This is a genomic window from Paenibacillus profundus (assembly GCF_021369635.1).
Taxonomy (GTDB): Bacteria; Bacillota; Bacilli; order Paenibacillales; family Paenibacillaceae; genus Paenibacillus_B; species Paenibacillus_B profundus.
The window spans coordinates 22,417-47,695 of record NZ_JAJNBZ010000036.1 but is presented as its reverse complement, the minus strand read 5'-3'; the positions used below and the strand labels follow the sequence as shown (position 1 = coordinate 47,695).

Sequence of the window (25,279 nt, the reverse complement as noted above, 5' to 3'; positions counted from 1 at the left end):
AACAAGGAGCGGATCTACTATGCCAAGAAAAAGACGTACATTTACAGATGAATTCAAAAGACAGATGGTTCAGTTATACGAGAATGGAAAATCAATAGCAGATATTGTAAACGAATATGAACTGACTGCGTCTGAACTGGATCGTTGGATCAAGCAAGCAGAAGGGTCAGGCTCCTTCTCAGAGAGGAACAATCGCTCTCCTGAAGAGAATGAGCTTATTGCTTTACGAAAAGAAACCAACGTCTTAAAATGGAGAATGACATTTTAAAGCAAGCAGCACTGATCATGGGACGAAAGTAAGTGTCATCATGCGAAATCGTGACAAATATAAGCATATGGCACAAGAAAGATCAAAGCCAAGCTTCATGAACGCGGACTTACTGTATCTAGACGCCGAATTGGACGCATCATGAAGGAGCAGGGGCTTGTTTCTACGTATACGGTGGCTCAATACAAACCTCACAAAGCGGCATGTAACGAGTCGCAGCAGTCAAATGAACTGAACCGTCAGTTCCAGCAAGCTGAAGAGAAACGCGTCGTTGTAAGCGATCTAACGTATGTCAAAGTCAAAAACAGATGGCACTACATTTGTGTACTGGTTGACCTCTTTAATCGAGAGATCATTGGCTTTAGCGCAGGCACGAAAAAGGATGCCCCCTGATCGCGCGTGCCTTTGCCTCTGTCCAAGGAGATCTGCGTCAAATTCAGTTATTCCATACGGATCGCGGCAGCGAGTTCAAAAACAAGTTGATTGATGAGACGCTTACTACGTTCCAGATCGGTCGTTCTTTAAGCATGAAAGGGTGTCCTTATGATAACGCCGTTGCTGAAGCTACATTTAAGGTAATGAAGACTGAATTTATTCATCAGATGAACTTCCAGAGCCTGCAGCATCTTGAGTTGGAGCTGTACGACTACGTAAATTGGTACAACAAACATCGTATACATGGAACTTTAGGCTACATGGGTCCTGTTGACTACAGAAGATTAGCCCTTAAAAAAGCTGTCTGATTTACTGTTGACAATCCAATGTGCCCCTAGCCAGATTAACAGGCTCTGTAAAAAGAACAATGCTCATTTTTATTTTTTCTGTCCTAATACATCCCATGAATTTCCCCATTCTTTCATAGCTTCAAAAATCGGATGAAGGGATTGCCCCCTTTTGGTAAGGGAATATTCGACATGCGGAGGAATTTCTGAATAAATAACACGACTAATAATCCCTTCTTCTTCCAACTCTTTTAATCGCAGAGAGAGTGTCCTTGGACTAATCCCTCTTAAAGACCTCTGTAACTCCCCGAACCGCTGTGGACCGTAAAAGATGTCCCTTAGAATTAGAAACGTCCATTTACCTCCAATTACATTCATTGTCTTTTCGATGGGACAGTTTTGGTGATTAGATTCGTGAGACATCTTTTATACCTCCGACTATCTTTAAGTATAGTAACTATAATAAAATACCGTACTTTCATTTATTTTGTACTTCATATAGTATAGTGTTAAAGAATCCTTAAGTAAATAATGGGGGCATGAAAAGAATGAAGGCAATTGTCTTTGGAAGCACTGGATTTATTGGTAGTCATGTAGTGGAACAATTGCAATTAGCTGGACATCAAGTAACGGCAGCGATTCGTGATACAAGTAATACAACATTTTTAGAGAGTTTAGGGGTCAATGTAGTTAGGATTGACTTTTCGAATCCTGAAGCAATTGGAAAAGCAATAGAAGGGAATGAAGTTGTTTATAATTGTACGGCTGATACAAATCTACATACACAAAACAGCTTGTATGCTCCAGTAGAAACAAAATTAACTAAAACGCTAATTGAAACAGCCGTTTCACAAGGTGTTTCCCGATTTATTCAATTAAGTACAATCGTTGTATATGATTTTAAAAGTAATAACCCTATTGATGAATCCTACGTTTCACAACCTGAGTACCTATCACAAAGAGTAGCTATTGAAAGGGAAAAAGTGATTGAAGAAGTAGCGAAAAAGACTGGGATTGAAACCGTGATTTTACGTCCAGCAAGTACCATTGGCATTAGAGATACCAAATCATTTTTTGCAAGGCTATTTACCGCTCATACGAATGACCAATTTCCGATGGTTGGAAATGGCGATACTAAAGTGTCTCTAATAGATACAAGAGATATTGGAAGGGCAATGGAATGGTTAGGAACTTACGAAAAACCGAAGGCTGACAATGGGGTTTATTTACTTAAAGGTTTTGATACAACTTGGTTTCAATTAAAGAAAGAAATTGATCGGCAAACTGGCAGGAATGCTAAAATTGTTCAGTTATCGACATCTGAACAAACAATAATGGTAAAAAATTTTACAATAAATAGAATTTGGGATGACAACAAAATCAAAAAGTTGGGATTTAATACGAGATATTCTTTAACCGATGCAGTGGAAGCTTCAGTTTATGACTTACTTAATAGAGTTAAGTAAATTATTAAGTTCATTTATTGACGAAAAGAGCAACCGTAGTCGAATTAAGTTGGACAGAATCAAAAGACAAAGGTAGGAGAAAGGACAAAATAATTGAATAACAAAGAGGGGCGATGCCCCTCTTTACAATGTTCGCCAATACATCTCCTTTTTATTTGTCTTTCCGCACTAACAGTGAACAGCACTCCACATGTGGCGTATGCGGGAACATGTCCACTGGCTGCACCTCAACCACCGAGTATCCTCCATCCGCCAAAATACGCAAATCGCGCGCTAACGTAGACGGGTTGCACGATACATACACGATCCGCTCTGGACGCATTTCCAGCATCGTATCCAGTAAGGCTTGCTCACAGCCTTTGCGCGGCGGATCTACCACAATCACGTCCGGAGACTCGCCATGCTCTTTCCAGCGCGGGATGACCTCTTCGGCTGCGCCAACGGCAAACTCCGCGTTCGTAATTCCATTCAGCTCCGCGTTGCGGCGCGCATCGGCAATCGCTTCCTCAACAATTTCCACGCCGAGCACCCGCTTCGCGCGCTGCGCCAGGAATAGCGAGATCGTCCCGATGCCGCAGTACGCGTCAATGACGGTCTCCTGCCCGCTCAGGCCGGCATACTCCACTGCCTTCTCATACAGAACTTCCGTTTGCACCGGATTCACCTGATAGAACGAACGTGCGGAAATCTCAAACTTAATTTCCCCGATATAATCGGTAATATATTCGGAACCCCATAGCACACGGGTTTTGTCGCCCATAATGACGTTGGTGCGCTTTGTGTTAATGTTCTGGCACACACTCTTCAGCTGCGGCAGAGCCTCAGCCAGCTCGGACACGATATCCGCTTCATGTGGAATCCGCTCCCCGTTCGTGACGAGCGTAATCATCAGCTCGTTCGTACGGAAGCCGACGCGCATTATAACGTGACGCAGCAGGCCGCTATGCGTCTCCTCATTGTACGGCTCAATGCCGTATTTGCGGGCAATCCGTTTCACGGCGCGCATCGCTTCATCGTTTGCCTCATGTTGAATAAGGCTCACATCCGTATCGATAATGCGATGGCTCGCCTTGGCGAAGTATCCGCCAATCAGTTCGCCCGTCCGATCATTCTTACCAACCGGCATTTGGCTCTTGTTGCGATAGCGCCAAGGATGTTCCATGCCGATCGTCGGCAGCACCTTGACTGGCTTTGCCTGCAACTGCATTTCCAAAATGCCGTCTTCCCGTTCAACAGCAGCAGCGTCAGGACCTGCTTGTCCATTTTCATAACCATTCACACCCGATAACTCTGCCGCCTCACCCCGAGCCTGTTCCCCCTCTTCCCCAAGCACAGGCTCGACGCGGAACTTCCCGATTCGCTCCAGCACATCAATGACATGCTGACGCTTCCAGCGCAGCTGCTCTGTATACGCCAGATGTTGCAGTTGGCAGCCGCCATAGTAATTTGCCGGATATTCTGCCTCAACTCTATAAGGGCTGTTGACCAAACGCTCCAGCACCTTGGCATAGCCGTACTGCTTCTTCACCTTCAGCACGAGCGCCCGCACCCGTTCGCCCGGCAGCGCGCCCTGCACGAAAAGGGTAAAGCCCTCTACCCGGCCGACACCTTCGCCATCGTGGGTCAATCCGATAATGTCCAGCACGACCTCTTCATTTTTCTGCACCGGAGCCGTCCGCTCGTTTGCATGTGCCGCGCGTCCACCCGCCGCCGTCCGTGAACGCGTCGCAGATGCAGACCTTGCTTCATTCCGGCGCCCTGGCCGCTTGCCTTGATTGTTCCCTTTCACGCTATGCCCTCCTGCTTCCTCGTTGCTCTATATCATATAGCCATCTTAGCCTTACGTTTGGATTCCATACACTTGTACATCATACAACAACTACAGCTCTCAAGTATCGTTCCCCATCATACCACATAACTCCGCCTTCAATGAAAAAACCTTTATCCAAGGCCTTTCAAAGATCAGCAACCACATTCAAAAGCAGATTTTTTATGTCTTATCGCTAAAAAACCGCCTGAAGGCGTACCTTCTGTCAAATACTAAGAGATTGACTCTCAAAAATACGAAATGATGTTACTCCGCTCGTTCCATGACCTGCTCAGATTGACGGTGATTCACTCTCGCTTCTCCCCCTCCTTTGCTCCATTCTCCCATTCCATCAGGAAACTGTAAAAAAGGAAACCTTTAACCGTACCAATCCTTCATTTTCCCTTCCATCAGGAGACAGCACGACCTATAACCACTCAGATTCTCTGCCATTAGATCGACTGCTTCATGCGAACCATCTTCATGCCAATCTTGGTATATGAATGATACGCCATGTGCTTGCTCCTCGACTTCCTCATTCCTGACTATATGGGAGAATGGATATAAGGGCTATAACAACATGAATGACCGTCAACAAATTTTCGTTTGAAAGGGAGGAGGTGCTGCCATTCTGAATGAGGGGGAGAGTGAGACAAAGGATGAAAACAGACATACCTTCTCCGGGAAGTGTAAAGTGATTTAATTCACTTTATAGCCCCACGTCATGTAAACATTCCTGAAGAGAAGAAATGGCCTGACCCGCCACATAACAGCAGCAAGCCAAGCCGTTCGTTCTCATCCGAACAATGCTTCCAATCTCTTATCCCTCATCCGGGACATCCGCAAAAATCCGCAAATGCGACGGCAGGACTTGGAACGTCGCCGGCAGCAGTCCGCCGTACTCCCCGTCCAGATTGAGCTGCACCGTATCCGGCGAGGTCACCGACACGCGCTTCGTCTGCGCATACATGATGAGCGGATCGTTCACATGCTCGCCGCGCAGCGCCATGCCTGCCACGCGAATGAACTCCGCCAGATTGCACTTCTTCAGCATGATGACGTCGAACAGACCGTCGTCGATGCGCGCATCCGGCGCCAGCTTCTCGAAGCCGCCGACGGAGTTCGTGTTCGTAATGAGGAATAACATGAATTCCCCATGGAATATGCCATGACCATCCAGCTCGATGCGCAGCTCCGTCGGACGCAAGCGCGTCATCTTCTCGAGGCCCTTCATGTAATAAGCGAGCTGTCCAATCATCGTCTTCAGCTTGCTTGGCACCTCATATGTCAGCTCCGTCAACGATCCGCCGCCCGCGATGTTGATGAAATATTTATCATTCGCCTGCCCCAGATCGATGACCCGCGTCATCTGCCGCGTAATGATCGAGCACGCCTCTTCCCAATTGCGCGGAATGCCAAGCGCCCGGGCGAAATCATTCGTCGTCCCGAGTGGAATGATGCCAAGCGGCGGCCGTTCCGGCTTCCCTGCCATGCCGTTAATGACCTCGTTCAACGTGCCATCTCCGCCAGCCGCGATAATCATATCGTAGCCGCGGTCGATCGCTTCCGCTGCACTCGTCGTCGCATCGCCTTCGCCGTCCGTTGCGTGTGTTGTCGTCTCGATGCCAGCGGCATCCAGCATCTGCAAAATATCCGCCAGCCGCTTCTTGCCTTCCTCCCGTCCGGAGGTCGGATTATAGATTAGTCTCGCTTTTTTTATCATGACTGCGTCACCCATTTACAATCTATTCATATCGATGTGGTCTCACAACCATTATCCGTGCGCAGCAACAATCTCACCAGCGCCATACTCTCTACTTACATGCCAATCAGAACAACCGGCTCATATATCGTTCAATCTTCTATGTTAAACGTTTTGGTGAAAAAAACAACTATTTTCAGTCCTTCAACCTGCCTGCCAGCATCGCCAGCAACCTCTCTGCTTCGCGCTCCAGCCATCGGCCTAGCGCTGGATGCGGCAGCAGCGTCTGTCCGTCATACATGACCGGAACGTCGGCCAAGCGCTCAGGAATAACATGAGTCGTAAAATACCCTCGGCTCAGAAATACCGGCACCATCGCAACACGCCGCTTAACGGCATGATTGCCGAGCTCATCATCTGCTCCAAGGGATGGAGCAGTATCGAACATCGGGAACGGCGCGGCTAGCTTCTCCGCACGCTCACCAAATCCATCTGCTGTGCCGCCAAGCAAGCTCATTAATCGCTGCGCTGCGGCCGCGACGTCCTCGCAGCAGAGCAGCGCATGCGACGCAGCCGCGCACATGCCGCGCTTCACGAGCAGCCGCGCCAAGCCGCGCAGGCTGTCATGCCAGCGCGCCTGGAATGGCTCGTGCTGGCTGCCGTGCGCTACCAGCAGCACGCCATCCGCGCCGGGGCGCACGCCCAGCCCGCGCAGGCGGGCCTCCACCATGCGGAGGAGAATATCCTCCTCCGCATCATCGGCTCCGCCGAGCGCACGCGCGGCATCGCCCCCCGCGCCTCCGTTGGCCTCCTTACTGTCAGCCAACCCGGGCCATTCGCCGCTGGCCTCGCCAAGATCGGCCGCCACGGTCCCGCCGTCCAGCGGGCGCCCGTACAGCACGCGCGCGTTCACGCGGAACGGCGCCAGCCCCGTCTCCGCAAGCGGCGCCGCCGTCACGCCGAGCGCGTACGCGATCTCGTCCACGTGCGTGCTGCCCGCGGACACGAACAAGGGGATGACCCCGATGTGGTCTACCCCTTGCGCTTCCAATGCGTCGATGCCGTCCTGAATAGTCCGGTTCGGCACGCATTCCAAAAAAGAAGAAGCGATCGGTACGCCTTCCGGCCACGCAGCCTTGGCAATCGCTTCATCTACTAGTGTAACCCAAGAGCCGTCTCGTGAACCGTGGCTAATAACCAACAGACCCGGCTTCATACTTATCGCCCGAGACGCTCCAATGACATCTTGTACCCGTCATTCCCGTAATTCAAACAACGCTTCACGCGCGAAATCGTGGCTGTACTCGCTCCGGTCTCCGCTTCAATCTGATTGTACGTACAGCCTTTGCCCAACATCCGAGCAACCTCTAGTCGCTGGGATAAGGATTGAATTTCATTTACCGTGCATAGATCGTCAAAGAAAATATAGCACTCTTCCACTGATTCAAGGGTCAAAATCGCCTCGAACAGCTGGTCGATCGTCTTATCGTTTAATTTTTTCAATTGCAACCTTATCCACCCCTACTTCATCGCTTGTACCCTCATTGTACTTCCTTTATCCTACCTTTTCAAGCGTTACCAAGTTCGTGCTTTAGAGAATAGTAGTAAAAATAAAGCGTTTCCATTTGAGATTGGGCGTGCGCCTACGGGCGATCGTCCAAACGAGTTGTTCGCCTACCACATACAGTATACTAACCCATTGGATTGAGCCAATCAATATTTTATTGAAAAAGGTCGTGATCATATGAACGCGCCTCACCACGGACGACAGGTCCCGACGCATCTGCAGGATCTCATGTCCGTGCCAAGCTTACACATACCGAAGCAGCACTCCTCATCCGCATCGGCTCAGTGGACCCGCAGCTTCTCAGGCGGCCTCCCTCCTTCTCAATTCCAGCCGCCGTCACCGCCCGATACGGCCATCGTACCATACACCCCGGTCGCAGAGACACCGGTGACCACGCTCAATACGGAGAAGAAAAGCAGCTTCTCCATCAACGACATCAAGCAGGTCATCGACCGCATGGGCGGTATCGACGGCATCGTGTCCACGATGAACAAGGTTCAAAAGGTTATGCAAAGCGTCTCGCAAATTGCGCCGGTAGCGAAGCTGCTCATGGGCAGCCTTCTTCCTAATAAGAAGGGCAAGAAGGAAGCGGACGACGAGGTGGACGAGTGGGATGAGGGACAATCCCAGCGCAGACGGAGAAGACGTCAGCAACGCAGACGCAGCTCGAGCAATCGCACCGGTACGAGAAGACCAGTGAAGCAGCGCCGGACGCACCCGAATCAGCGACGTAAACGATGAAGCGCTGAAACACCGCCTTCTCCCCCCCCAAGCAGTATCGGCATTCAGCACAATCCAGTCCGGATTCATCAGCACTGTTATGCGCCTGCCGGATGGACAACAACCGGACACCGGACAACAGGGATCCCCTCCCTACTCAGGCGCCTAGAGGCTGTCTCCATAGTAGATTTCTACTGTGGGGGCAGCCTCTCTCCCATGTCCACCCTCTCCCAATTAGCTTCGTCTGCAAGCACAAATAAGGGGTGTTCCCGCGAAGTAGAAGCTCTACTCCCGGAACACCCCTATTTATTAATAAAAGACAAAATGGATTACTTTCAAAATAATCATTGCCAGCACCGCACAAATCGGAATCGTAATAAACCACGTAATGACGATTCGACCTGCTACCCCCCACTTGACAGCCGAGAAACGCTTGGCGGACCCAACCCCCAAAATCGCGGAGGTGATAGCATGCGTAGTGCTAATTGGCAAGTGCGTCAGCGTCGCCGACATAATAACCGAAGCGGCGGACAAATCAGCGGCAAAGCCGTTAATTGGTTCAATCTTGAAAATTTTTGTTCCCATCGTCTTAATAATCTTCCAGCCGCCGATGGACGTACCGAGTGCCATCGCCGTGGCAGCTGCAATCTTAACCCACAATTGGACTTCCATATCGGTCTGAACCTGCGCCGTTACGAGAGCGAACGTAATAATACCCATCGCCTTCTGCGCGTCATTCGTCCCGTGGGTGAAAGATTGGAACGCCGCCGTAATAATCTGGCATGTCCGAAATCCTTTGTTGACGGTATGCGGACTATGTCTGCCGAAGATCCATTTCAGTATCGTCATGACGATATAACCAACGACAAATGCAATAATCGGCGAAATGATGAGACCGATAACGATGCTCTTGAATCCGCCTAAGTTCAAATAATCCATCCCGGCTCCGGCGAACACCGCCCCTGCCAACGCGCCAATCAGCGCATGGGAGGAGGAGGACGGAATTCCGAACCACCATGTAACTAGGTTCCAAATAATAGCTGAAATAAGCGCTGCTGCCACGATCTCCAACCCATTTTCCAGCTTGGCGGGATCGGCAATGCTGCCCCCAATCGTCTTCGCCACGCCCGTAAACGTAAGAGCTCCGACGAAGTTCATCGTGGCAGCCATTAGAATCGCTACTCGCGGCGGCAATGCCCGCGTTGATACCGACGTCGCGATAGCGTTCGCCGTGTCGTGGAAGCCATTGATGAAGTCAAAGCCTAGCGCCAAAATGATGACGACTCCCACGACCATTAAAGTCATATCTATTTCCATTTACCGCGATTGCACTGAACCGAGAACCGCTCGCGTCCGCGCAATACCCAACCTCCTTCGTACACTCAGCTTGCTTATGCTACGACAGTTATTAGGAATTCCGCATGACGATCGATTCCAGTTGGTTCGCTACATCCTCGCAGCTATCCGTAGTCTCTTCCAATCGTTCATACACATCTTTGCGTTTTATCAATTCAATTGGGTCCTTCACATCGACGAACAAAGCCCGAACACCGCGGCGGTAAATATCATCAGCCGCATTTTCCAGTTCGTTAACGCGAATATTGTGTTCGCGAATCGCAAGGAGCTTCTTCTGCGATAACAAACGGATTGCTTTCTGAATTTCATAGGTGCTGCGTTTAATAATATCTGCGAACAGCACCACGATTTCATCACGTTCAAGCATCTGGTACATGTCGAAACGCGAAGCACTGGCCTCCATCCCGTCAAGAACGTCATCCAATGCCGTCGTCAGCGCCATAATATCCTCACGCTCGATTGGCGTAATGAAGGTTTTGTTGAGCTCTGTCAAAATCGTGTGGGTATACATGTCGCATTTGCTCTCTAATTCCTTCATTTCCTTGGTAAAAGACAACACATCACTCAAATCTTCTACACCTTGTGCGAACGTTTCTGCTGCTTGAACGAGCGTATCCGCCATATTTTGCAGCGTTTCGAAAAACACGTCCTTCTTCTTGAACATTCCGAGATCTCCTTTGCAACGAGAAATTGCGTATGTGATGTAAACTTTTCAAGCCTTACATAGTTTATCACATGACCCGGTAGGTTTGTAAAGAAACCGTAAAGCGAAAGTGAGCATTTGTCGAAAGTTTACGTCATTTTTAAGGCAACTATCCTGTCTTTTTCGACAATTTTCGTGTTTTTTCAAAAATAAGGCTGTAATCCTTGATACCACGCGGCTTTGTGTAACAATTCTAATCATTTCCAATCGATGTGTTTGAGCAACGGAGGCTCGTGCGGCACAATCAACATAGGAGTCTTCCCCGGCTTCAGCGGAAGGACTTGTCTGGACTGCATGAATTCAAAAGTGCCTTGCTCGTTGCGCTGCCATGTGCCGCCATAGCTCCGCCCGCCCATGAACAAAAGGGCATCGCCGCCAGCATCCAGCTTCACTTCAAGCCGCCCGACATTATCTACGATGCGGTGCGGCGCTTCAATTACGAGCACATTATCGGCCGTGAGCGGCTTGTCCGTTGCCATGTCAAGATGCGGCTCGTCGTTGATATGACGGATATAGTTTCCGCTATTTTCATCATATGCATACTGAACGCGATCGCCATTGTTCATAAAGGGACTTCTATGCGGTACGACAAGCCAAGACTGCGGCCTGGCACTTTTGAAATTGTTCACCATGACGGCAATCGGACGCTTCGTCATCGGCTCCTGCGCTTCCAACCCGTTGAACGGCGTACGATAAGGTGCAGGTTGACGCTGCTCAGACTCGCTTTCATCCAGAGCCTACACTCGTCTTCCTTACCGACATCCGGTGGCTCCGATGCAATTCCCTTCCCCGCGACGGATTGACATGCAGTCATCACCAGCATGAGCATACATAACGATCCGATGACCATCACGTGTAACTTTCGCAACAATCGCAACGCCCAGAATTACATTTCTTTTGTTTTCCATTTATTGCGCCCGTTGTCCACTATAGCACCTTCCGTCTCCTCCCAGGCAGATTATAACCAATTGTCCTTCCGTGCAGTTATAAGTCCGACTGATGGTGATTCGCTTCATCCGACCCTTTGCTTCATTCTCCCCTTCCATCAGGTGGCGGCACTTCCAATGACCATGCTGGTTCATTGCCCAACCTAAGCGGTCGCTTCAGTCATAATCAATGTACGGTATTTTACAATACGGCATGTTTACATTCGGCATGCTTACATTCGGCATGCTTACATTCGGCATGCTCCCTATTCCGGATGCCATCCCTCCTGACTGTATGGGAGAATGAACATAAGGGCGATTGCACGGAGTCACGGCTACCTATTTTCGTTTAAAATCCAATTTATTGCTGCGCAGAGCTAAACTACTCCTTCATAGCAAAAAAACGAAGAAGCCGGCTCTTTGCCCGTCCTCTTCGCTCTGCAGCAACCTTCATCTTGCATCTCGTCTTACTTCATCATCTGGCTCCGTTTCTCTCGCGGCGCTCATTCTGCGCTGTCTTGCATCGCTCTGTCTATCGACATCTGTTGCATACTGTTCAGCCTGCCATCATCCTTTACGCCGCTCAGATGCTCCAGTTCGCCCATTCCCCCTGCCGCTTCTCCCACTGCTTCAGCCATTGAATCGTGCAGGAGAACAGCTTCTCCCGATGCTCGCCGCTAGAGTACGTATGGTCGGCTTGAAAGACGATCTCCTTGTCGCACTGCCCGTCGCTGCGCATCCAGAACACCTTCTGGTACAGGAAGGTGTAGTCTGCTGGAATGATGTCATCGCTCGTGCCGTGGACGAGCAGCACGTCCCCGTTGAACTTCGACGCCTCTTGGAACGGTTGATGCTTGCCTAGTGAATTGAAATAGGCCGGAGTGAACGTGTAGCCCAAATAATCGGATGCGCCATGGGTTATCGACTCGTCATACCGTTCGCGTCCGACGATGCGTACGATATCGTTGAACGGGTAAGCGACGGGAGACCACAGCACCAACCGCTTAATGCGCGGATCACGTACCGCCGTTAGGAGTGCCACGGCCCCGCCCAGGCTGTGACCGATGAGCGTCACGCGTTGCGGATCGACATTGCCGCAGCCTAGCGCATAATTCACCACCGCTTGCGTCTGCTCTATCATATCGTCGAGGCCGAAATGTCCATACTCGCCTGTACTCTCACCGCAGCCGGCAAAATCAAACCGGAGCACAATATGCCCTTCCTGCGCAAGCCGCCGCGAGGCATTCACAAACAACCGATCGACGCCGATCCGGCTGCCGACGAAGCCGTGGCAAATAATCGTGACCGGAGTGCGTTGCTCCGATCCAGACTCAAAAGGCGCCCGCTCCTCTGGATAATGCAGCGTTGCCGCCAGCCGTTCCTGCTGCCAACGAATATCGATTTGTCGTTCCATCGCCATTCCCCTCACTTTTTCCCCAACAATGAATGTATTGTTCAATATCTTATAATTCCGATTAATTTACTATGAATTAAGTAAATTCTACTCCAGCTTTCTTTAGGTGTCAAGTCCTCAACACGTCAATGTCTTCCTATTTTCCAGCAAAAAAATAGCCGCAACACCGCTCTCGCAGCATTACAGCTCTTATCTTCCCATACAGCCCGATGGTTAGTCGTCCCTTGTTCTACTATGAACCACAGCATGGGACTAACACTTTCACCTTAAGGATGTTCCTGCCTGCACCCGCTAATATAAACCGTAGGAACGCTGCACCATTTGATGCGTTTCAAGCGTTCCATCCGACATGCCTTCGTGCAGCAGCGCGGCAGAAGTCGACTCCTCGGACTGATCGGCCGGAGATGACGGAGAATCCGTGCCGTCCTGCAGCATCGATTCCAATGCAGATGCCTCATCCAATCCCACCGTATGCTCTTGGGACAAATACAGCTGTGTTAACGCGTCACCTAACGGATACGGATTTTTCATCCTCGCTTCCCTCCTGCCATATAATTTCAACCTCTTATACGACATTATTATGGAGGAAGGGGGATAAATTATGCGCCATGCTGATCGCGATCAACCAACATGCCGTGACACAGCATCGTCATCAGCTGCTCCGAGATCGTCCGCATACTGAAGCATCCGTCCAGCTTGCCCGGCTGCGCCAAGAACTGCTTCATCGAGATGAGGAACCTGACAATAAGATGCGGGGACAGCTCCTTGCGAATATGCCCTTCCTGCTGCCCGCGGAAGATGGCCTCCTCGAATTCCGGCAATATATGCTCCTCCGAATAGGACATCAGCCTCTGAAAGGTAGCCGTGAGACACCCCCACGCTGATACGCTAAGCTACCCGATACACCTTACTGCGATACTGCTAGATCCAGATCCAAGACACTTAGAAGCCCATATACCGAGGTACAGAGTTCCTAAGACACTCATGCTAAGAAACTGACATATCAAAATTACTGTGATACCGGTACTGAGACACTGAGCCTATATAGTTACTAGTTCAAATAGATGCAGATACTGAAATACCGCGTAACAAGTTACTGAGCTGAAGGGAGATTGACACTTGCCCAGTTTCAAGCCACTGAGTTGAGGGGAGATTTACACTATTGCCCAGCTTCAAGCCACTGAGCTGAAGGGAGACTGACACTTGCCCAGTTTCAAGCCACTGAGTTGAGGGGAGATTTACACTGTTGCCCAGCTTCAAGCCACTGAGCTGAGGGGGGATTGGCTCTTTAGCCCAGCTTTAAGCCACTGATCTGAGGAGAGATTGGCTCTTTAGCCCAGCTTTAAGCCACTGATCTGAGGAGAAATTGGCTCTTTAGCCCAGCTTCAAGCCACTGAGCTGAGGGGAGATTGACACTATTGCCCAGTTTCAAGACACTGAGCTGAGGGGGGGATTGGCTCTATTGCCCAGTTTCAAGCCACTGAGTTGAGGGGAGATTGGCTCTATTGCCCAGCTTCAAGCCACTGAGCTGAGGGGGGATTGGCTCTATTGCCCAGTTTCAAGCCACTGAGCTGAGGGGGATTGGCTCTTTAGACCAGTTTCAAGCCACTGAGTTGAGGGGAGATTGGCTCTATTGCCTAGTTCCAAGCCACTGAGTTGAAGTACTGCTCAGATACTGTTACTGAAATGCCAAAGGTCCCCCCTACTACCGTGTCCTAACGCAAACCAACGTGCATTGGAAAACATACAGCAGAATGTTACATCTCCCCCCCTGAATCCGCCACTCCATTGGAAAACATCCAGTCAAATCCCACTTAATTCTGCTCCATAGCTGCTTCAACACAGATTCTACTGGATCAAATCCAATCAAATGTCTCTTGAGGCCCTCTAACGCGCCTTTCCACTGTACGATATCCAATGAGTTGACCCCTTCACCTCAAATTGTGCAGCATAAAAAAGCTCTCTCCTAGCAAATAAGGGAGAGAGCTTGATAAACCCGCATTACATTCAAATCGCATCAAGTTATATTATGGGCGTTTTCGCTTTGGCCGCAATGTCCTTCCGATATTGCAACCCGTCGAAACGAAGCATATCGACTGCCTTGTACGCCTGCGCCGCCGCAGCCGCCACATCTTCACCCCGGCCGACCACGCCAAGCACCCGTCCGCCGTTCGTCCTCCACACCCCATCCGCATCGCGGGAAGTTCCGGCATGGAAGAGCAGTGCCTGCTCTGCCGCTATATCCAAGCCTGTGATGACGTCGCCTTTGCGATATGCGCCAGGGTAACCTTCGGATGCCACGATAACGCATACCGCTGCATCCTCGTGCCATTCCAGCTCCACCTCATGCAGCTTTCCTTCTGCCACCGCCCACAAGACATCGAACAGATCACTCTTCAAACGCGGCAGCACGACCTGCGTCTCCGGGTCCCCGAAGCGCGCGTTGAATTCAACGACCTTCGGCGTCCCTTCCGGCGTAATCATCAGCCCGGCAAAGAGCAAGCCTTTAAACGGCCTTCCTTCACAAACCATCGCCCGGGCTGCCGGCTGAACAATAGTGTCGACAGCGTTCGCGAACACCGCTTCCGAAAATTGCGGCAAAGGGCTGTACGTCCCCATGCCACCCGTATTCGGACCTTCGTCACCGTCGAATATCGGCTTATGATCCTGCGCAGGCACGCAAACACGCACCGTCTCGCCATCCACAAACGCGAGAATGGACATCTCTTGGCCCTGCATAAATTCTTCAATAACCACCTGCTGGCCGGAAGCGCCGAACTTGCGTTCGACCATCACTTCCTCCAGCACCTGCTCAGCTTCCGCCAAGCTGTGCGCAATCGTCACGCCTTTGCCTGCCGCCAAGCCATCCGCCTTGATGACGATAGGCATCGATTGCTCCCGCACATAACGCTTCGCCGTATCCGCGTCATCAAAGACCGCATAAGCCGCAGTCGGAATATCGTATTTGCGCAGCAAGTGCTTCATGAACACTTTGCTGCCTTCAATCTCGGCCGCCTTGCGGTCGGGCCCGAAGACGCGCAAGCCGTGCGCCTGCAGCGCATCAACAATGCCGTCTGCGAGCGGATCGTCCGGACCGACCACGACCAGGTCCACCTTCTGCTCCGCAGCATAGGCAGCAATGCCTTCGAAATCGTTGACGGATAACGCAACGCACTCCGCAAGCTGCGCAATACCGGCATTGCCCGGCGCACACAGCACCTCATCCACCTTCGGACTCTGCTTAAGCGCCCAGACCAGCGCGTGTTCGCGGCCGCCGCTGCCAATGACCAACACCTTCATCTGCACATCCCCCGTTCCTAATGCTTGAAATGACGGACACCGGTAAGGACCATTGCCAGTCCATGCTCATTCGCCACTTGAATGGACTCGTCGTCGCGGATGGAGCCGCCGGGCTGAATGACAGCCGTAATGCCAGCTTCCGCCGCTAAGGCGAGCGTATCTCCCATCGGGAAGAACGCATCCGATGCAAGCACCGCGCCGCGCGCCTTCTCTCCAGCCTGCTCGATCGCGATACGGGCTGCCCCGACGCGGTTCATCTGTCCTGCGCCTACGCCGACAGTCATGCCATCCTTCACGAGCACGATGGCATTCGATTTCACGTGCTTGACCACATTCCAGCCGAACAGCAGCTGCTCCAGCTCGGCTTCCGATGGCTTGCGCTCAGTCACAGCCTGCAGCTTGGTAGCGTCAAGCGTATGCAGGTCATTCTCCTGCACCAGCAAGCCGCCGTTCACCGAGGTGAGCTGGCGGGACGCGCCACGCTCTGCCGGAGTCGGAACGACGCCGGTGCGCAGCAGACGCAAATTTTTCTTCTGCTGCAATATATTCAGCGCCTCTTGCGTGAAATCCGGCGCGATGACGATTTCGAGGAAGATTTCGTGCAGCAAGCGTGCCGTGTCCCCATCGATTGTCCGGTTCGCGGCAACGATACCGCCGAAGATGGACGTTGGATCAGATTCGTACGCCTTTTGATACGCTTCAAACACTGTAGCACCGATACCGACCCCGCAAGGATTCATATGCTTTACGGCAACAACCGCTGGCATCTTGAATTCGCTCACGATGGAGAGAGCGGCGTTTGCGTCATTAATATTGTTGTAGGATAGCTCCTTGCCGTGCAGTTGCTCCGCCGTCGTAATGCTACCCGGCGCTGCCAACGGTTGGCGATAGAACGCCGCTTCCTGGTGCGGGTTCTCCCCGTAACGAAGCGACTGCACCTTCTCGTACGTGACCGTGTAGCGCTCTGGCCACGTCTCGCCGACCTGTCCGCTTAAATAGTCCGCGATCAACGCATCGTACGCCGCCGTATGGCGGAATACCTTCGCTGCCAAGCGTTTGCGCGTCTCAAGCGTCGTATCTCCGCCGTTACGGATTTCTTCCAACACCGTCTCATAATCCGCCGCATCGACCACTACAGTAACGTCACCGTGGTTTTTGGCTGCTGAGCGCAGCATTGTTGGCCCGCCGATATCTATATTTTCAATTGCATCTTCATAGGACACATCTGGCTTCGCTATCGTTTGCTGGAACGGATATAGATTAACAATGACCATATCAATCGTGGATAAGCCGAGCTCTTCCAGCTGCTTGCGATGCTCCTCATTGCTTCGTACCGCAAGCAGACCGCTGTGTACGGCTGGATGGAGCGTCTTTACCCGTCCGTCCAATATTTCGGGAAATCCAGTCACATCCGAAATACCCGTTACCGGCACGCCCGCTTGCTCCAGCAGCGACTTCGTTCCTCCGGTTGAAATAAGCTGCACGCCCGCTTCTGCCAGCGCACGCGCAAATTCAACGACACCCGTCTTGTCGGATACACTAATAAGCGCTCTTTGAATCGTCATGTTGTCCTCTCCCTTGCTAAAAATATATGGCTGCCACTTCCGAGCCCGGCGGATGTATAGCTCGCTTCCATCCCCGCTCCGCTGTGCTAACATTTGGAATTATGATTGTATACCATTTTAATGTGATAAAGTCCATTCGTCCAGACAGCCTCAACCTGCTCATCCAGCAATGCTGTTGGAACCTGCTGCCCGTATGCTCACCTGCAAAACGCTTTCTCTCTTGTCCGGATTCCTACATCCGAACAACTAGCTCTTTCCTCTCATCAGACGGCGTACCACCTGCGGATACAACTCGTGCTCCACCGCCTGAATACGCGCAGTCAATGCCGCTTCCGTATCACACGGTTCAATCATGACGGCTTGCTGCGCCACAATCGGACCCGTATCCATCCCTTCATCTACGAGATGCACCGTCACTCCCGTCACCTTCACGCCGTAATCCAGCGCTTGGCGTACCGCGTGCAGGCCCGGAAAGGCCGGGAGCAGCGATGGATGAATGTTGACCATGCGCCCTTCATATGCATGAAGGAGCACTGGCGTAATGAGCCGCATATAGCCAGCAAGCACAATCCAATCGATGTCGTATTCCTCCAGCACATGCAGCACATTGTGTTCATACTGCTCGCGTGACAAATATTGCTTTGGCTCGAATACCACATAAGGCACGTTCGCCGCCTGCGCCCGCTCAAGGACATAAGCGCGAGGCTTGTCGCAAATAAGGAGCGCCACATCCGCATCCAACTGCTGCGCATAAGCCGCATCTGCAAGCGCTTGGAAGTTCGAACCCGAACCGGAGGCGAACACCGCGATACGCGGCATCCGCTCCCCGTCACGCAATTCTAACGACGGCACGCTGAAGTCTGCCGTTTCTTTGTGAACAGAAGTCGTATCCATCGGACGCATTATATCCCGACCTCCGGTATCCGTACTTCCCGTGCGCCTTCCGTTACAGTCCCGATGCGGTACACCGCTTCACCCTGCTCTGACAAGCATGCCGCTGCGGCATCCGCATCCTGTGCCGACACGACGACGATCATGCCGATTCCCATGTTGAACGTTGTGAACAGCTCCTCCGCTTTCAAGGAGCCAACCCGCTCCATCAAGCGGAACACCGGATGCACCGGCCATGAGCCGTAATCAATATGAACCGCTGTCCCTTCCGGCAGTACACGCGGAATATTTTCGAGGAAGCCGCCGCCCGTAATGTGCGCCGCTCCTTTAATTTGTACCTGCTTCATCAGCTCAAGCAGCGGTTTAACATAGATGCGTGTCGGTGTAAGCAGCACTTCACCGAGCGTCGCCTCCGTCTCTAGCTCCGGCACCTGCGCATTCAAGCTGTAGCCCGCTTGCTCCAGTAGCAGCTTGCGCACGAGCGAGAAGCCGTTGCTGTGCACGCCGCTCGATGGCAGACCGAGAATGACATCGCCCGGCTTGATGCTTGCTCCGTTAACAATGCGGCTCTTATCGACAACCCCCACGCTGAAGCCTGCGATGTCGTACTCTTCCGTCTCGTACATGCCCGGCATTTCAGCCGTCTCGCCCCCGATGAGCGAACAGCCCGCCTGCGCGCAGCCTTCCGCAATCCCGCTCACGATGCTCTCGATGCGCTCCGGCTTCACTTTGCCACAGGCCAAGTAATCCAAGAAGAACAGTGGCTCCGCCCCCTGCACGACGATGTCGTTCACGCACATAGCCACCGCGTCGATGCCAATCGTGTCATGCTTATCCATGGCAAAGGCAAGCATCAGCTTCGTTCCAACGCCATCGGTTCCCGATACGAGCACAGGCTCCTCGTATTTTTTGCTGTTCAGCTGGAATAGAGCGCCGAAGCCGCCGAGATCCGTCATCACCTCAGGGCGGAACGTGCGGCGCACATGCTTCTTCATACGTTCGACGGCTTCGTTACCTGCCGCGATGTCGACACCCGCTTGTTTGTAAGCTTCAGACATGGGTTTCTCTCCCTTACTCATGTTTTAGAGGTTATTCAAAAAGGCCCCTTTTGATCACGATGATCATCTAGTAGCATATTCGACATCGAATCTTGCATTCAACCTTGAAGTCCAGTGCTCATGTAGTCCCGCCTACACTCCGCTCCTCCTTCTTCGGTTTCTTGCAACCTTCTCGGTGCTGAAAAGTGTCCGGTTTGAACATATATTTTTCATTTGAACAAAATTCAAATACCGATGGGCAACAACTTTGCATCCTCATGTACGGTTCATTTTTTCAGCAGCCGCAGCCCGATGTCTTCGCCGCGGCAGCCAGCTCCGTCGGATAATCGTGATCGAAGCAGGCCATGCACAGACCGCCCTTCTTTTCCTTTGCGAACGCGCCTCCGATCGCCTCCACCGTGCCCTCGTGAGACAAGAACGCAAGCGAATCCGCGCCGATCAAGCCACAAATCTCTTCTACGGAATGGCTCGAAGCGATTAAGTCATTGCTGTCCGGCGTATCGATGCCGTAGAAGCACGGATGCTTGAACGGTGGCGACGCGATGCGCAGATGCACCTCCAGCGCACCCGCATCGCGCAGCATCTTGACGATGCGGCGCGACGTCGTGCCGCGCACGATCGAGTCGTCGATGAGGACGACACGCTTGCCTTCCACTACACTGCGCACCGCGCTTAGCTTCATCTTGACGCCCTGCTCGCGCAGCTCCTGGCTGGGCTGAATGAATGTGCGGCCTGAATATTTGCTCTTAATCATGCCCATCTCATAGGGAATGCCTGTCGCCTCCGCGTAGCCGATAGCGGCGGAAATGCTGGAATCCGGCACGCCGGATACGATATCCGCCTCGACAAACGACTCTTGCGCCAGCTGCTTCCCCATTCGCTTGCGGGCGGTATGAAGATTGATGTCATGCATTTGACTGTCTGGACGTGCAAAATATATAAATTCCATCGCGCACAAAGCGCGGCGCTCCACGGGCGCGAATCGTTCCGAGCGGTAGCCCATCTCGTCGAACACGAGCAGCTCGCCCGGCTCGATCGCACGGATGAATTCCGCGCCCACCGCGTCCAAAGCGCACGATTCAGACGAAAACACATACGCATCACCGATGCGTCCCATCGCCAGCGGACGCAAGCCATGCGGATCTGATGCAACAAGCAGCCTGTCATTCGTCATTATGAGAAACGCGAAGCCGCCGGCGAGCTGGCGAAGAGCTTCCTTCGCCGCCGTCACCAGGTCGGCCTCCGAACGGGCGATCAAATGGGCAATGACCTCAGTATCGCTCGTCGTCTGGAAGATGGAGCCCTTCTGCTCCAGCTCCCGCCGAATAGCCGGCGCATTGACGATGTTCCCGTTCGTCGCTACGGACAAGTCGCCGTCACGCGTCTTGAACACGAGCGGCTGCGCATTCGTCAAGCGGCTGTCGCCAGACGTGGAATAGCGCACGTGACCGATGGCGCGGTCGCCAAGCAAGCTTTCTAGGCGGTCCTTGTCGAACACTTCCTTTACGAGGCCCATGCCGCGGTGATAGCTGAACGCGCGGCCGTCTGACGTGCAGATGCCTGAGCTTTCCTCGCCGCGGTGCTGCAGCGTATGAAGGCCGTAGTACGTGAGCGAGGCCGCATCGGCATATCCAAATACGCCGAACACGCCGCACTCCTCGCGTAGACGGTCGAACGGACCGTCTTTGCCTATGCCTTCGTTGAAGTAACTGCCTCTCTCGTCCATGCCCGCCAAGTCGTACACCCGGGCCGCCTCTTCACGTTCCTTCGCATGCTGCTTTATTGCATCAGACATGGAATCGCATCCTTCCACACCCGCTCCGCTTCATATCGTGTCACGTCGATGGCATCCTTGCCGTTCACCCGCAGCTGAATCCGGTCTCCGCCAACGACGCCTAAGCGCTGAACAGGCACTTCATATTGGGCACACCACTCAACGACCGCTTCCTCATGCTCCGGAGCAACCGACAGCACGATACGGGATTGAGATTCACTAAACAACGCCACATCCGGTCTCATACCTTCCACTTGCCAATCTGCCGTCACACCAATGCCTCCGCTGATGGCGCACTCCGTGATCGCAACCGCGATCCCGCCTTCCGCCGCATCATGAGCGGATTGCACCTTACCCGCTTGAATCGCGCCAAGCACGGCGCGCTGCAGACGCTGTTCCACATCCAAATCCACCACCGGCGGACGCCCTTCCGTCACGCCATGGATAACAGTCTGGAACTCACTGCCTCCAAGCTCTGCTTTCGTTGTGCCGAGCAGGAGCACAATATCGCCTGCCTGCTTGAAGCCTTGCTGCGTAATATGATCCACATCATGCACGAGACCGACCATGCCGACTACTGGAGTCGGATAAATGGCCCCTTTTGCATTCTCATTGTATAAGCTGACGTTCCCTCCGATTACCGGAGTTGACAGGTGACGGCACGCTTCCGCCATCCCATCGACGGCCTGCTCCATTTGCCAGAAGTTCTCTGGCTTCTCTGGATTGCCGAAGTTCAAGTTGTCCGTAATCGCTAACGGTTCCGCACCAGAGCATACGATGTTGCGCGCCGCTTCCGCCACCGCAATGCGACCGCCCATATACGGGTCAAGATACGCATAGCGTCCGTTGCAATCCGTCGTCATCGCAAGCGCCTTGCGCGTGCCGCGCACCATGACAACTGCAGCATCCGAGCCAGGCGCTACCGCCGTGCTGGCGCGCACCATACTATCGTACTGGCGGTATACCCACTCTTTGCTCGCCACCGTCGGGGAACCAAGCACTTTGAACAAAGCATCGTTAACATCCGTCACTTCTGGATAATTCGTTGTATCCACCTGTTCGTTCGCTGTATAGTAAGCCGGAACCTGAGATGGCTTCTCATAGACCGGACATTCGTCCACCAGACCGCGCACCGGCATATCCGCTACCACCTCGCCGCCATAGGTCAGGCGGAGTCGGCCATCATCCGTCACGCGGCCGACCTGGCGGCAGATGACGCCCCAGCGGTTGAATATTTCCATCGCTATAGGCTCGTTATGCTCTTCGATGACGAACAGCATGCGCTCTTGCGATTCAGACAGCATCATCTCGTAAGGCGTCATGCCGCGTTCGCGCTGCGGCACCTCGTCCAGATGCAGCTCCAGACCGTTGCCCGCCTTGCTTGCCATCTCGGCGCTGGAACAGGTCAAGCCCGCTGCGCCCATATCTTGAATGCCGATGACGATACCCGATTGAATGAGCTCCAAGCACGATTCCATCACTAATTTTTCCATGAACGGATCGCCGACCTGAACCGCCGGACGCTTCGCCTCCGACTCTTCTGTCAGTTCCTCCGAAGCAAATGTCGCCCCGTGGATGCCATCGCGCCCTGTCGGAGGTCCGACATAATAGACCGGGTTGCCGATGCCGCTCGCCACACCGCTCTGAATATCCTGATGATCAATTAAGCCTACGCACATCGCGTTCACAAGTGGATTTCCTTCGTAGCTCGCGTCGAACATCACTTCGCCGCCGACCGTTGGAATGCCGATACAGTTGCCGTAGCCTGCAATCCCAGATACGACATGCTCGAACAAATAGCGCACGCGCTCATCCGTCAATTGGCCGAAGCGGAGCGAGTTCAGCAGCGCTATCGGACGCGCGCCCATCGAGAAGATGTCGCGGATGATGCCGCCAACCCCTGTCGCTGCGCCTTGATAAGGCTCGATAGCGGAAGGGTGGTTATGGCTCTCGATTTTGAAGCACACCGCTTGACCGTCGCCAATGTCGACGATGCCGGCGCCTTCACCCGGACCGACTAGCACGCGCTCGCCTGTCGTCGGGAACCGCTTCAGCAAGGGCTTGGAATTTTTGTAGGCGCAGTGCTCCGACCACATGACGCTGAATACGCCGATTTCCGTGTAGTTCGGCTGACGGCCGAGCAGCTCGCAAATGTGCGCATATTCCGAATCCGTCACGCCCATCGACGCATAAATCCGCTCCTCCGCAATTTGCTGTGCCGACGGCTCCTTCAGCATGTTTGCTTTCCCTTGCTCCAACACGGCATCCGTCTCGTTCTTAGTTAACGTTCGTTGCATGACGTTCCCTCCAAACCTTCATAATTGACTGAAACATGCGCACGCCGTCCTTCGATCCGAGCAGGTCGCTGACCGCACGCTCCGGATGCGGCATCATGCCGAGCACATTGCCTTGTTCGTTAATAATGCCTGCTATATGTTCCAAAGACCCATTCGGGTTCTCTTCATACGTAAATACAATTTGGTTGTTGCGCTTCAACTGCTCTAGCGTCTGCTCATCACAGTAATAGTTGCCTTCGCCGTGAGCGATTGGGATATCGATGACCTCATCCTGCCCGTATTCGCTCGTAAACGCCGTGTTAGATTGAACGACACGTAATTTCGAGTGATGGCAGCGGAATTTCAACCCCGTGTTGCGGCGCAGTGCGCCCGGGAGCAAACCCGCTTCAGTCAAAATTTGAAATCCGTTGCAAATGCCGAGCACATAGGCGCCCTTGTCCGCCGCCTTCGCCACCGCGTTCATCACCGGAGCGAACCTGGCAATCGCGCCGCTGCGCAAATAGTCGCCGTACGAGAATCCGCCCGGAACCATAATCAAATCGTAACCAGTCAAATCTTCAGTCGTATGCCAGACACGCTCCACCGTCGCTTCCGCCAACGTCTCTTCTGCCGCATGCACACAATCCCAATCACAGTTGGAACCCGGAAAAACGAGTACAGCTACCTTCATGCCCTTAGTCCTCCAACTCGTAACGATAGTCTTCAACGACCGGATTGGCGAGCAGCTGCTTGCACATTTTCTCCACATCCGCTTCCGCTTGGGCGCGGTCTTCCGTATCAATCGTCAGTTCCAAGTATTTGCCGATGCGCACTTCTTCGACATCGCCGTAACCCATCGTGTGCAGCGCCTGTTGAACGGCCGTGCCTTGCGGATCAAGTACATTTGCTTTCGTCGTGACATAAACCTTTACTTTGAACATTGGATAGGTCCTCCCCAGTGTGAGTATGAAATGGGTGCCGAACGAAACGAATTATCGTTGGCCGGAATGCTGAACATGTGAGGCAAGGATGAAGAAGATTCTGGATGAATGACATAAAAAGGCCCGCTGATAGCTGCAGTAGCTCTATCTCGGACCCATTCGAACAGAGGAAAGAAAACGAAAGCAAGCCCGCCCTAAGAGGGCACACGGCTACTTGACGCTTTCTCTCGTAGTCCAAAAATTTAAGGTCTTTGGGTAGAGACTTCGGGCCATATCCCCGGAATTATACGAGAGCTATCATCATACGTTATATATTGAATTTGAGTTTAGTTTAACAAGGTTACAACCCCCTGTCAACCGCAAAACACGAACATTAAAACAACATTAAAATATATAGTTCGTTTTTTAACCTAGACGTCCTGTTTATGTTCCCGAGCGAAGTCGAATTGTCATTGTCGATTCCACATCCCGCTCCATTTCCGATTCCATCCAGCTATGCCTCTCGTCCCAAGTGCCTTGCGACACTCTACCCTTGAGTCAGAAAAAATAGTTGTTGCGATTCCAACACCATTTTCACTGTTCAGCTCATAGATTTCCGGTTCGTTTTCTATTTCATGAGGGGGGCTGTTAATGAACCTACTGAGGCAAAATGAATCATCTGGAACTAGCTACGAAAAATGATACCCTTATTCAGACACTTCAATTACAAAGCCAAGAGACATCGTTTACTAAATTTACTGAGCAAATGGGAGAGTGGAGCTAAGGGCGCTTCTTTGCAACGTGTCCTTCGCTGAGCGCATGGGAGAGTGAAGCTAAGAGTGCT

General features: G+C 52.4%; 22 protein-coding genes, 2 pseudogenes and 1 riboswitch. Of the genes and pseudogenes, 3 read left to right on the top strand and 21 right to left on the bottom strand.

The genetic code is table 11. The annotated features are described in order from the left end of the window. Positions 1 to 19 precede the first annotated feature (19 nt). Positions 20 to 1,011, top strand: a pseudogene (locus tag LQV63_RS26605) (IS3 family transposase). Between the two features lie 69 nt (positions 1,012 to 1,080). On the opposite strand, the gene LQV63_RS26600 reads toward LQV63_RS26605, so the two are convergent. Next, positions 1,081 to 1,413 carry a winged helix-turn-helix transcriptional regulator gene (locus LQV63_RS26600; RefSeq protein ID WP_019419972.1) on the bottom strand — a complete coding sequence of 111 codons (333 nt, stop codon included), beginning with the start codon at positions 1,411 to 1,413 and terminating at the stop codon, positions 1,081 to 1,083. A gap of 125 nt (positions 1,414 to 1,538) precedes the next feature. Between LQV63_RS26600 and LQV63_RS26595 the strand changes: the two genes are divergently transcribed. Further along, positions 1,539 to 2,456: an NAD-dependent epimerase/dehydratase family protein gene (locus LQV63_RS26595; protein ID WP_233698941.1), complete on the top strand. Its 918-nt coding sequence runs from the start codon at positions 1,539 to 1,541 to the stop codon at positions 2,454 to 2,456. A gap of 151 nt (positions 2,457 to 2,607) precedes the next feature. On the opposite strand, the gene rlmD is transcribed toward LQV63_RS26595, so the two are convergent. The 5 genes and pseudogenes from rlmD to LQV63_RS26570 all read right to left on the bottom strand — a co-directional run bounded on the left by rlmD (position 2,608) and on the right by LQV63_RS26570 (position 7,474). Then, positions 2,608 to 4,245 carry a 23S rRNA (uracil(1939)-C(5))-methyltransferase RlmD gene (gene rlmD / locus LQV63_RS26590; RefSeq protein WP_233698940.1) on the bottom strand — a complete coding sequence of 546 codons (1,638 nt, stop codon included), beginning with the start codon at positions 4,243 to 4,245 and terminating at the stop codon, positions 2,608 to 2,610. A gap of 838 nt (positions 4,246 to 5,083) precedes the next feature. After that, positions 5,084 to 5,986: a diacylglycerol kinase gene (locus LQV63_RS26585; RefSeq protein WP_233698939.1), complete on the bottom strand. Its 903-nt coding sequence runs from the start codon at positions 5,984 to 5,986 to the stop codon at positions 5,084 to 5,086. Positions 5,987 to 6,161: 175 nt separating this feature from the next. Then, positions 6,162 to 6,833: a CbiX/SirB N-terminal domain-containing protein gene (locus LQV63_RS26580; RefSeq protein WP_233698950.1), complete on the bottom strand. Its 672-nt coding sequence runs from the start codon at positions 6,831 to 6,833 to the stop codon at positions 6,162 to 6,164. Between the two features lie 21 nt (positions 6,834 to 6,854). Further along, positions 6,855 to 7,181: pseudogene (locus tag LQV63_RS26575) on the bottom strand (sirohydrochlorin chelatase); the annotation flags it as partial. Positions 7,182 to 7,183: 2 nt separating this feature from the next. After that, a complete protein-coding gene (locus LQV63_RS26570) occupies positions 7,184 to 7,474 on the bottom strand; it encodes a YerC/YecD family TrpR-related protein (protein WP_019419966.1) in 291 nt (96 codons plus the stop codon). 235 nt (positions 7,475 to 7,709) lie between these two features. Here LQV63_RS26570 and LQV63_RS26565 point away from each other — a divergent pair, with 235 nt between their 5' ends. Then, positions 7,710 to 8,273 carry an oligopeptidase gene (locus LQV63_RS26565; protein WP_233698938.1) on the top strand — a complete coding sequence of 188 codons (564 nt, stop codon included), beginning with the start codon at positions 7,710 to 7,712 and terminating at the stop codon, positions 8,271 to 8,273. Between the two features lie 288 nt (positions 8,274 to 8,561). Here the strand turns inward: LQV63_RS26565 and LQV63_RS26560 are convergent, their stop codons facing one another. The 15 genes from LQV63_RS26560 to purS all read right to left on the bottom strand — a co-directional run bounded on the left by LQV63_RS26560 (position 8,562) and on the right by purS (position 24,456). After that, on the bottom strand, positions 8,562 to 9,548 hold the full coding sequence (locus LQV63_RS26560; protein WP_019419963.1) for an inorganic phosphate transporter: 987 nt from the start codon (positions 9,546 to 9,548) through the stop codon (positions 8,562 to 8,564). Between the two features lie 112 nt (positions 9,549 to 9,660). Further along, positions 9,661 to 10,272, bottom strand: a complete 612-nt coding sequence (locus LQV63_RS26555; RefSeq protein WP_019419962.1) for a DUF47 domain-containing protein — start codon at positions 10,270 to 10,272, stop codon at positions 9,661 to 9,663. A 236-nt stretch (positions 10,273 to 10,508) separates the two neighbouring features. Continuing rightward, entirely contained in the window at positions 10,509 to 10,967 is a 459-nt protein-coding gene (locus tag LQV63_RS26550) for a DUF3048 C-terminal domain-containing protein (RefSeq protein WP_233698937.1), read from the bottom strand. Beyond that, positions 10,964 to 11,179, bottom strand: coding sequence for a hypothetical protein (locus LQV63_RS26545; RefSeq protein ID WP_233698936.1), 216 nt, complete (start codon positions 11,177 to 11,179; stop codon positions 10,964 to 10,966). The genes LQV63_RS26550 and LQV63_RS26545 overlap by 4 nt, the downstream gene beginning before the upstream one ends. A gap of 641 nt (positions 11,180 to 11,820) precedes the next feature. Continuing rightward, positions 11,821 to 12,651, bottom strand: coding sequence for an alpha/beta hydrolase (locus LQV63_RS26540; RefSeq protein ID WP_233698935.1), 831 nt, complete (start codon positions 12,649 to 12,651; stop codon positions 11,821 to 11,823). A gap of 291 nt (positions 12,652 to 12,942) precedes the next feature. Further along, the gene (locus LQV63_RS26535; protein WP_233698934.1) at positions 12,943 to 13,182 is read right to left on the bottom strand and encodes a hypothetical protein; all 240 of its coding nucleotides are present in this window, start codon (positions 13,180 to 13,182) and stop codon (positions 12,943 to 12,945) included. Between the two features lie 68 nt (positions 13,183 to 13,250). After that, a complete protein-coding gene (locus tag LQV63_RS26530) occupies positions 13,251 to 13,472 on the bottom strand; it encodes a hypothetical protein (protein WP_233698933.1) in 222 nt (73 codons plus the stop codon). 1,201 nt (positions 13,473 to 14,673) lie between these two features. Further along, positions 14,674 to 15,951 (bottom strand): phosphoribosylamine--glycine ligase, encoded by a 1,278-nt coding sequence (gene purD, locus LQV63_RS26525; RefSeq protein WP_233698932.1) that lies wholly within the window; start codon positions 15,949 to 15,951, stop codon positions 14,674 to 14,676. A gap of 17 nt (positions 15,952 to 15,968) precedes the next feature. Then, entirely contained in the window at positions 15,969 to 17,516 is a 1,548-nt protein-coding gene (purH, locus tag LQV63_RS26520; RefSeq protein WP_233698931.1) for a bifunctional phosphoribosylaminoimidazolecarboxamide formyltransferase/IMP cyclohydrolase, read from the bottom strand. 246 nt (positions 17,517 to 17,762) lie between these two features. Further along, positions 17,763 to 18,335, bottom strand: a complete 573-nt coding sequence (purN, locus tag LQV63_RS26515) for a phosphoribosylglycinamide formyltransferase (RefSeq protein WP_233698949.1) — start codon at positions 18,333 to 18,335, stop codon at positions 17,763 to 17,765. An 83-nt stretch (positions 18,336 to 18,418) separates the two neighbouring features. Then, the gene (gene purM / locus LQV63_RS26510; protein ID WP_233698930.1) at positions 18,419 to 19,465 is read right to left on the bottom strand and encodes a phosphoribosylformylglycinamidine cyclo-ligase; all 1,047 of its coding nucleotides are present in this window, start codon (positions 19,463 to 19,465) and stop codon (positions 18,419 to 18,421) included. Positions 19,466 to 19,739: 274 nt separating this feature from the next. Beyond that, positions 19,740 to 21,191, bottom strand: a complete 1,452-nt coding sequence (gene purF / locus LQV63_RS26505) for an amidophosphoribosyltransferase (RefSeq protein WP_233698948.1) — start codon at positions 21,189 to 21,191, stop codon at positions 19,740 to 19,742. A gap of 53 nt (positions 21,192 to 21,244) precedes the next feature. Then, the gene (purL, locus tag LQV63_RS26500) at positions 21,245 to 23,476 is read right to left on the bottom strand and encodes a phosphoribosylformylglycinamidine synthase subunit PurL (protein ID WP_233698947.1); all 2,232 of its coding nucleotides are present in this window, start codon (positions 23,474 to 23,476) and stop codon (positions 21,245 to 21,247) included. A 40-nt stretch (positions 23,477 to 23,516) separates the two neighbouring features. After that, positions 23,517 to 24,206, bottom strand: a complete 690-nt coding sequence (gene purQ / locus LQV63_RS26495) for a phosphoribosylformylglycinamidine synthase subunit PurQ (protein ID WP_019418991.1) — start codon at positions 24,204 to 24,206, stop codon at positions 23,517 to 23,519. Positions 24,207 to 24,210: 4 nt separating this feature from the next. After that, complete coding sequence (gene purS, locus LQV63_RS26490; protein ID WP_019418990.1) at positions 24,211 to 24,456, bottom strand: phosphoribosylformylglycinamidine synthase subunit PurS; 246 nt, start codon at positions 24,454 to 24,456, stop codon at positions 24,211 to 24,213. A gap of 210 nt (positions 24,457 to 24,666) precedes the next feature. Next, positions 24,667 to 24,767, bottom strand: a riboswitch (purine riboswitch). Between the last annotated feature and the right edge of the window lie 512 nt (positions 24,768 to 25,279).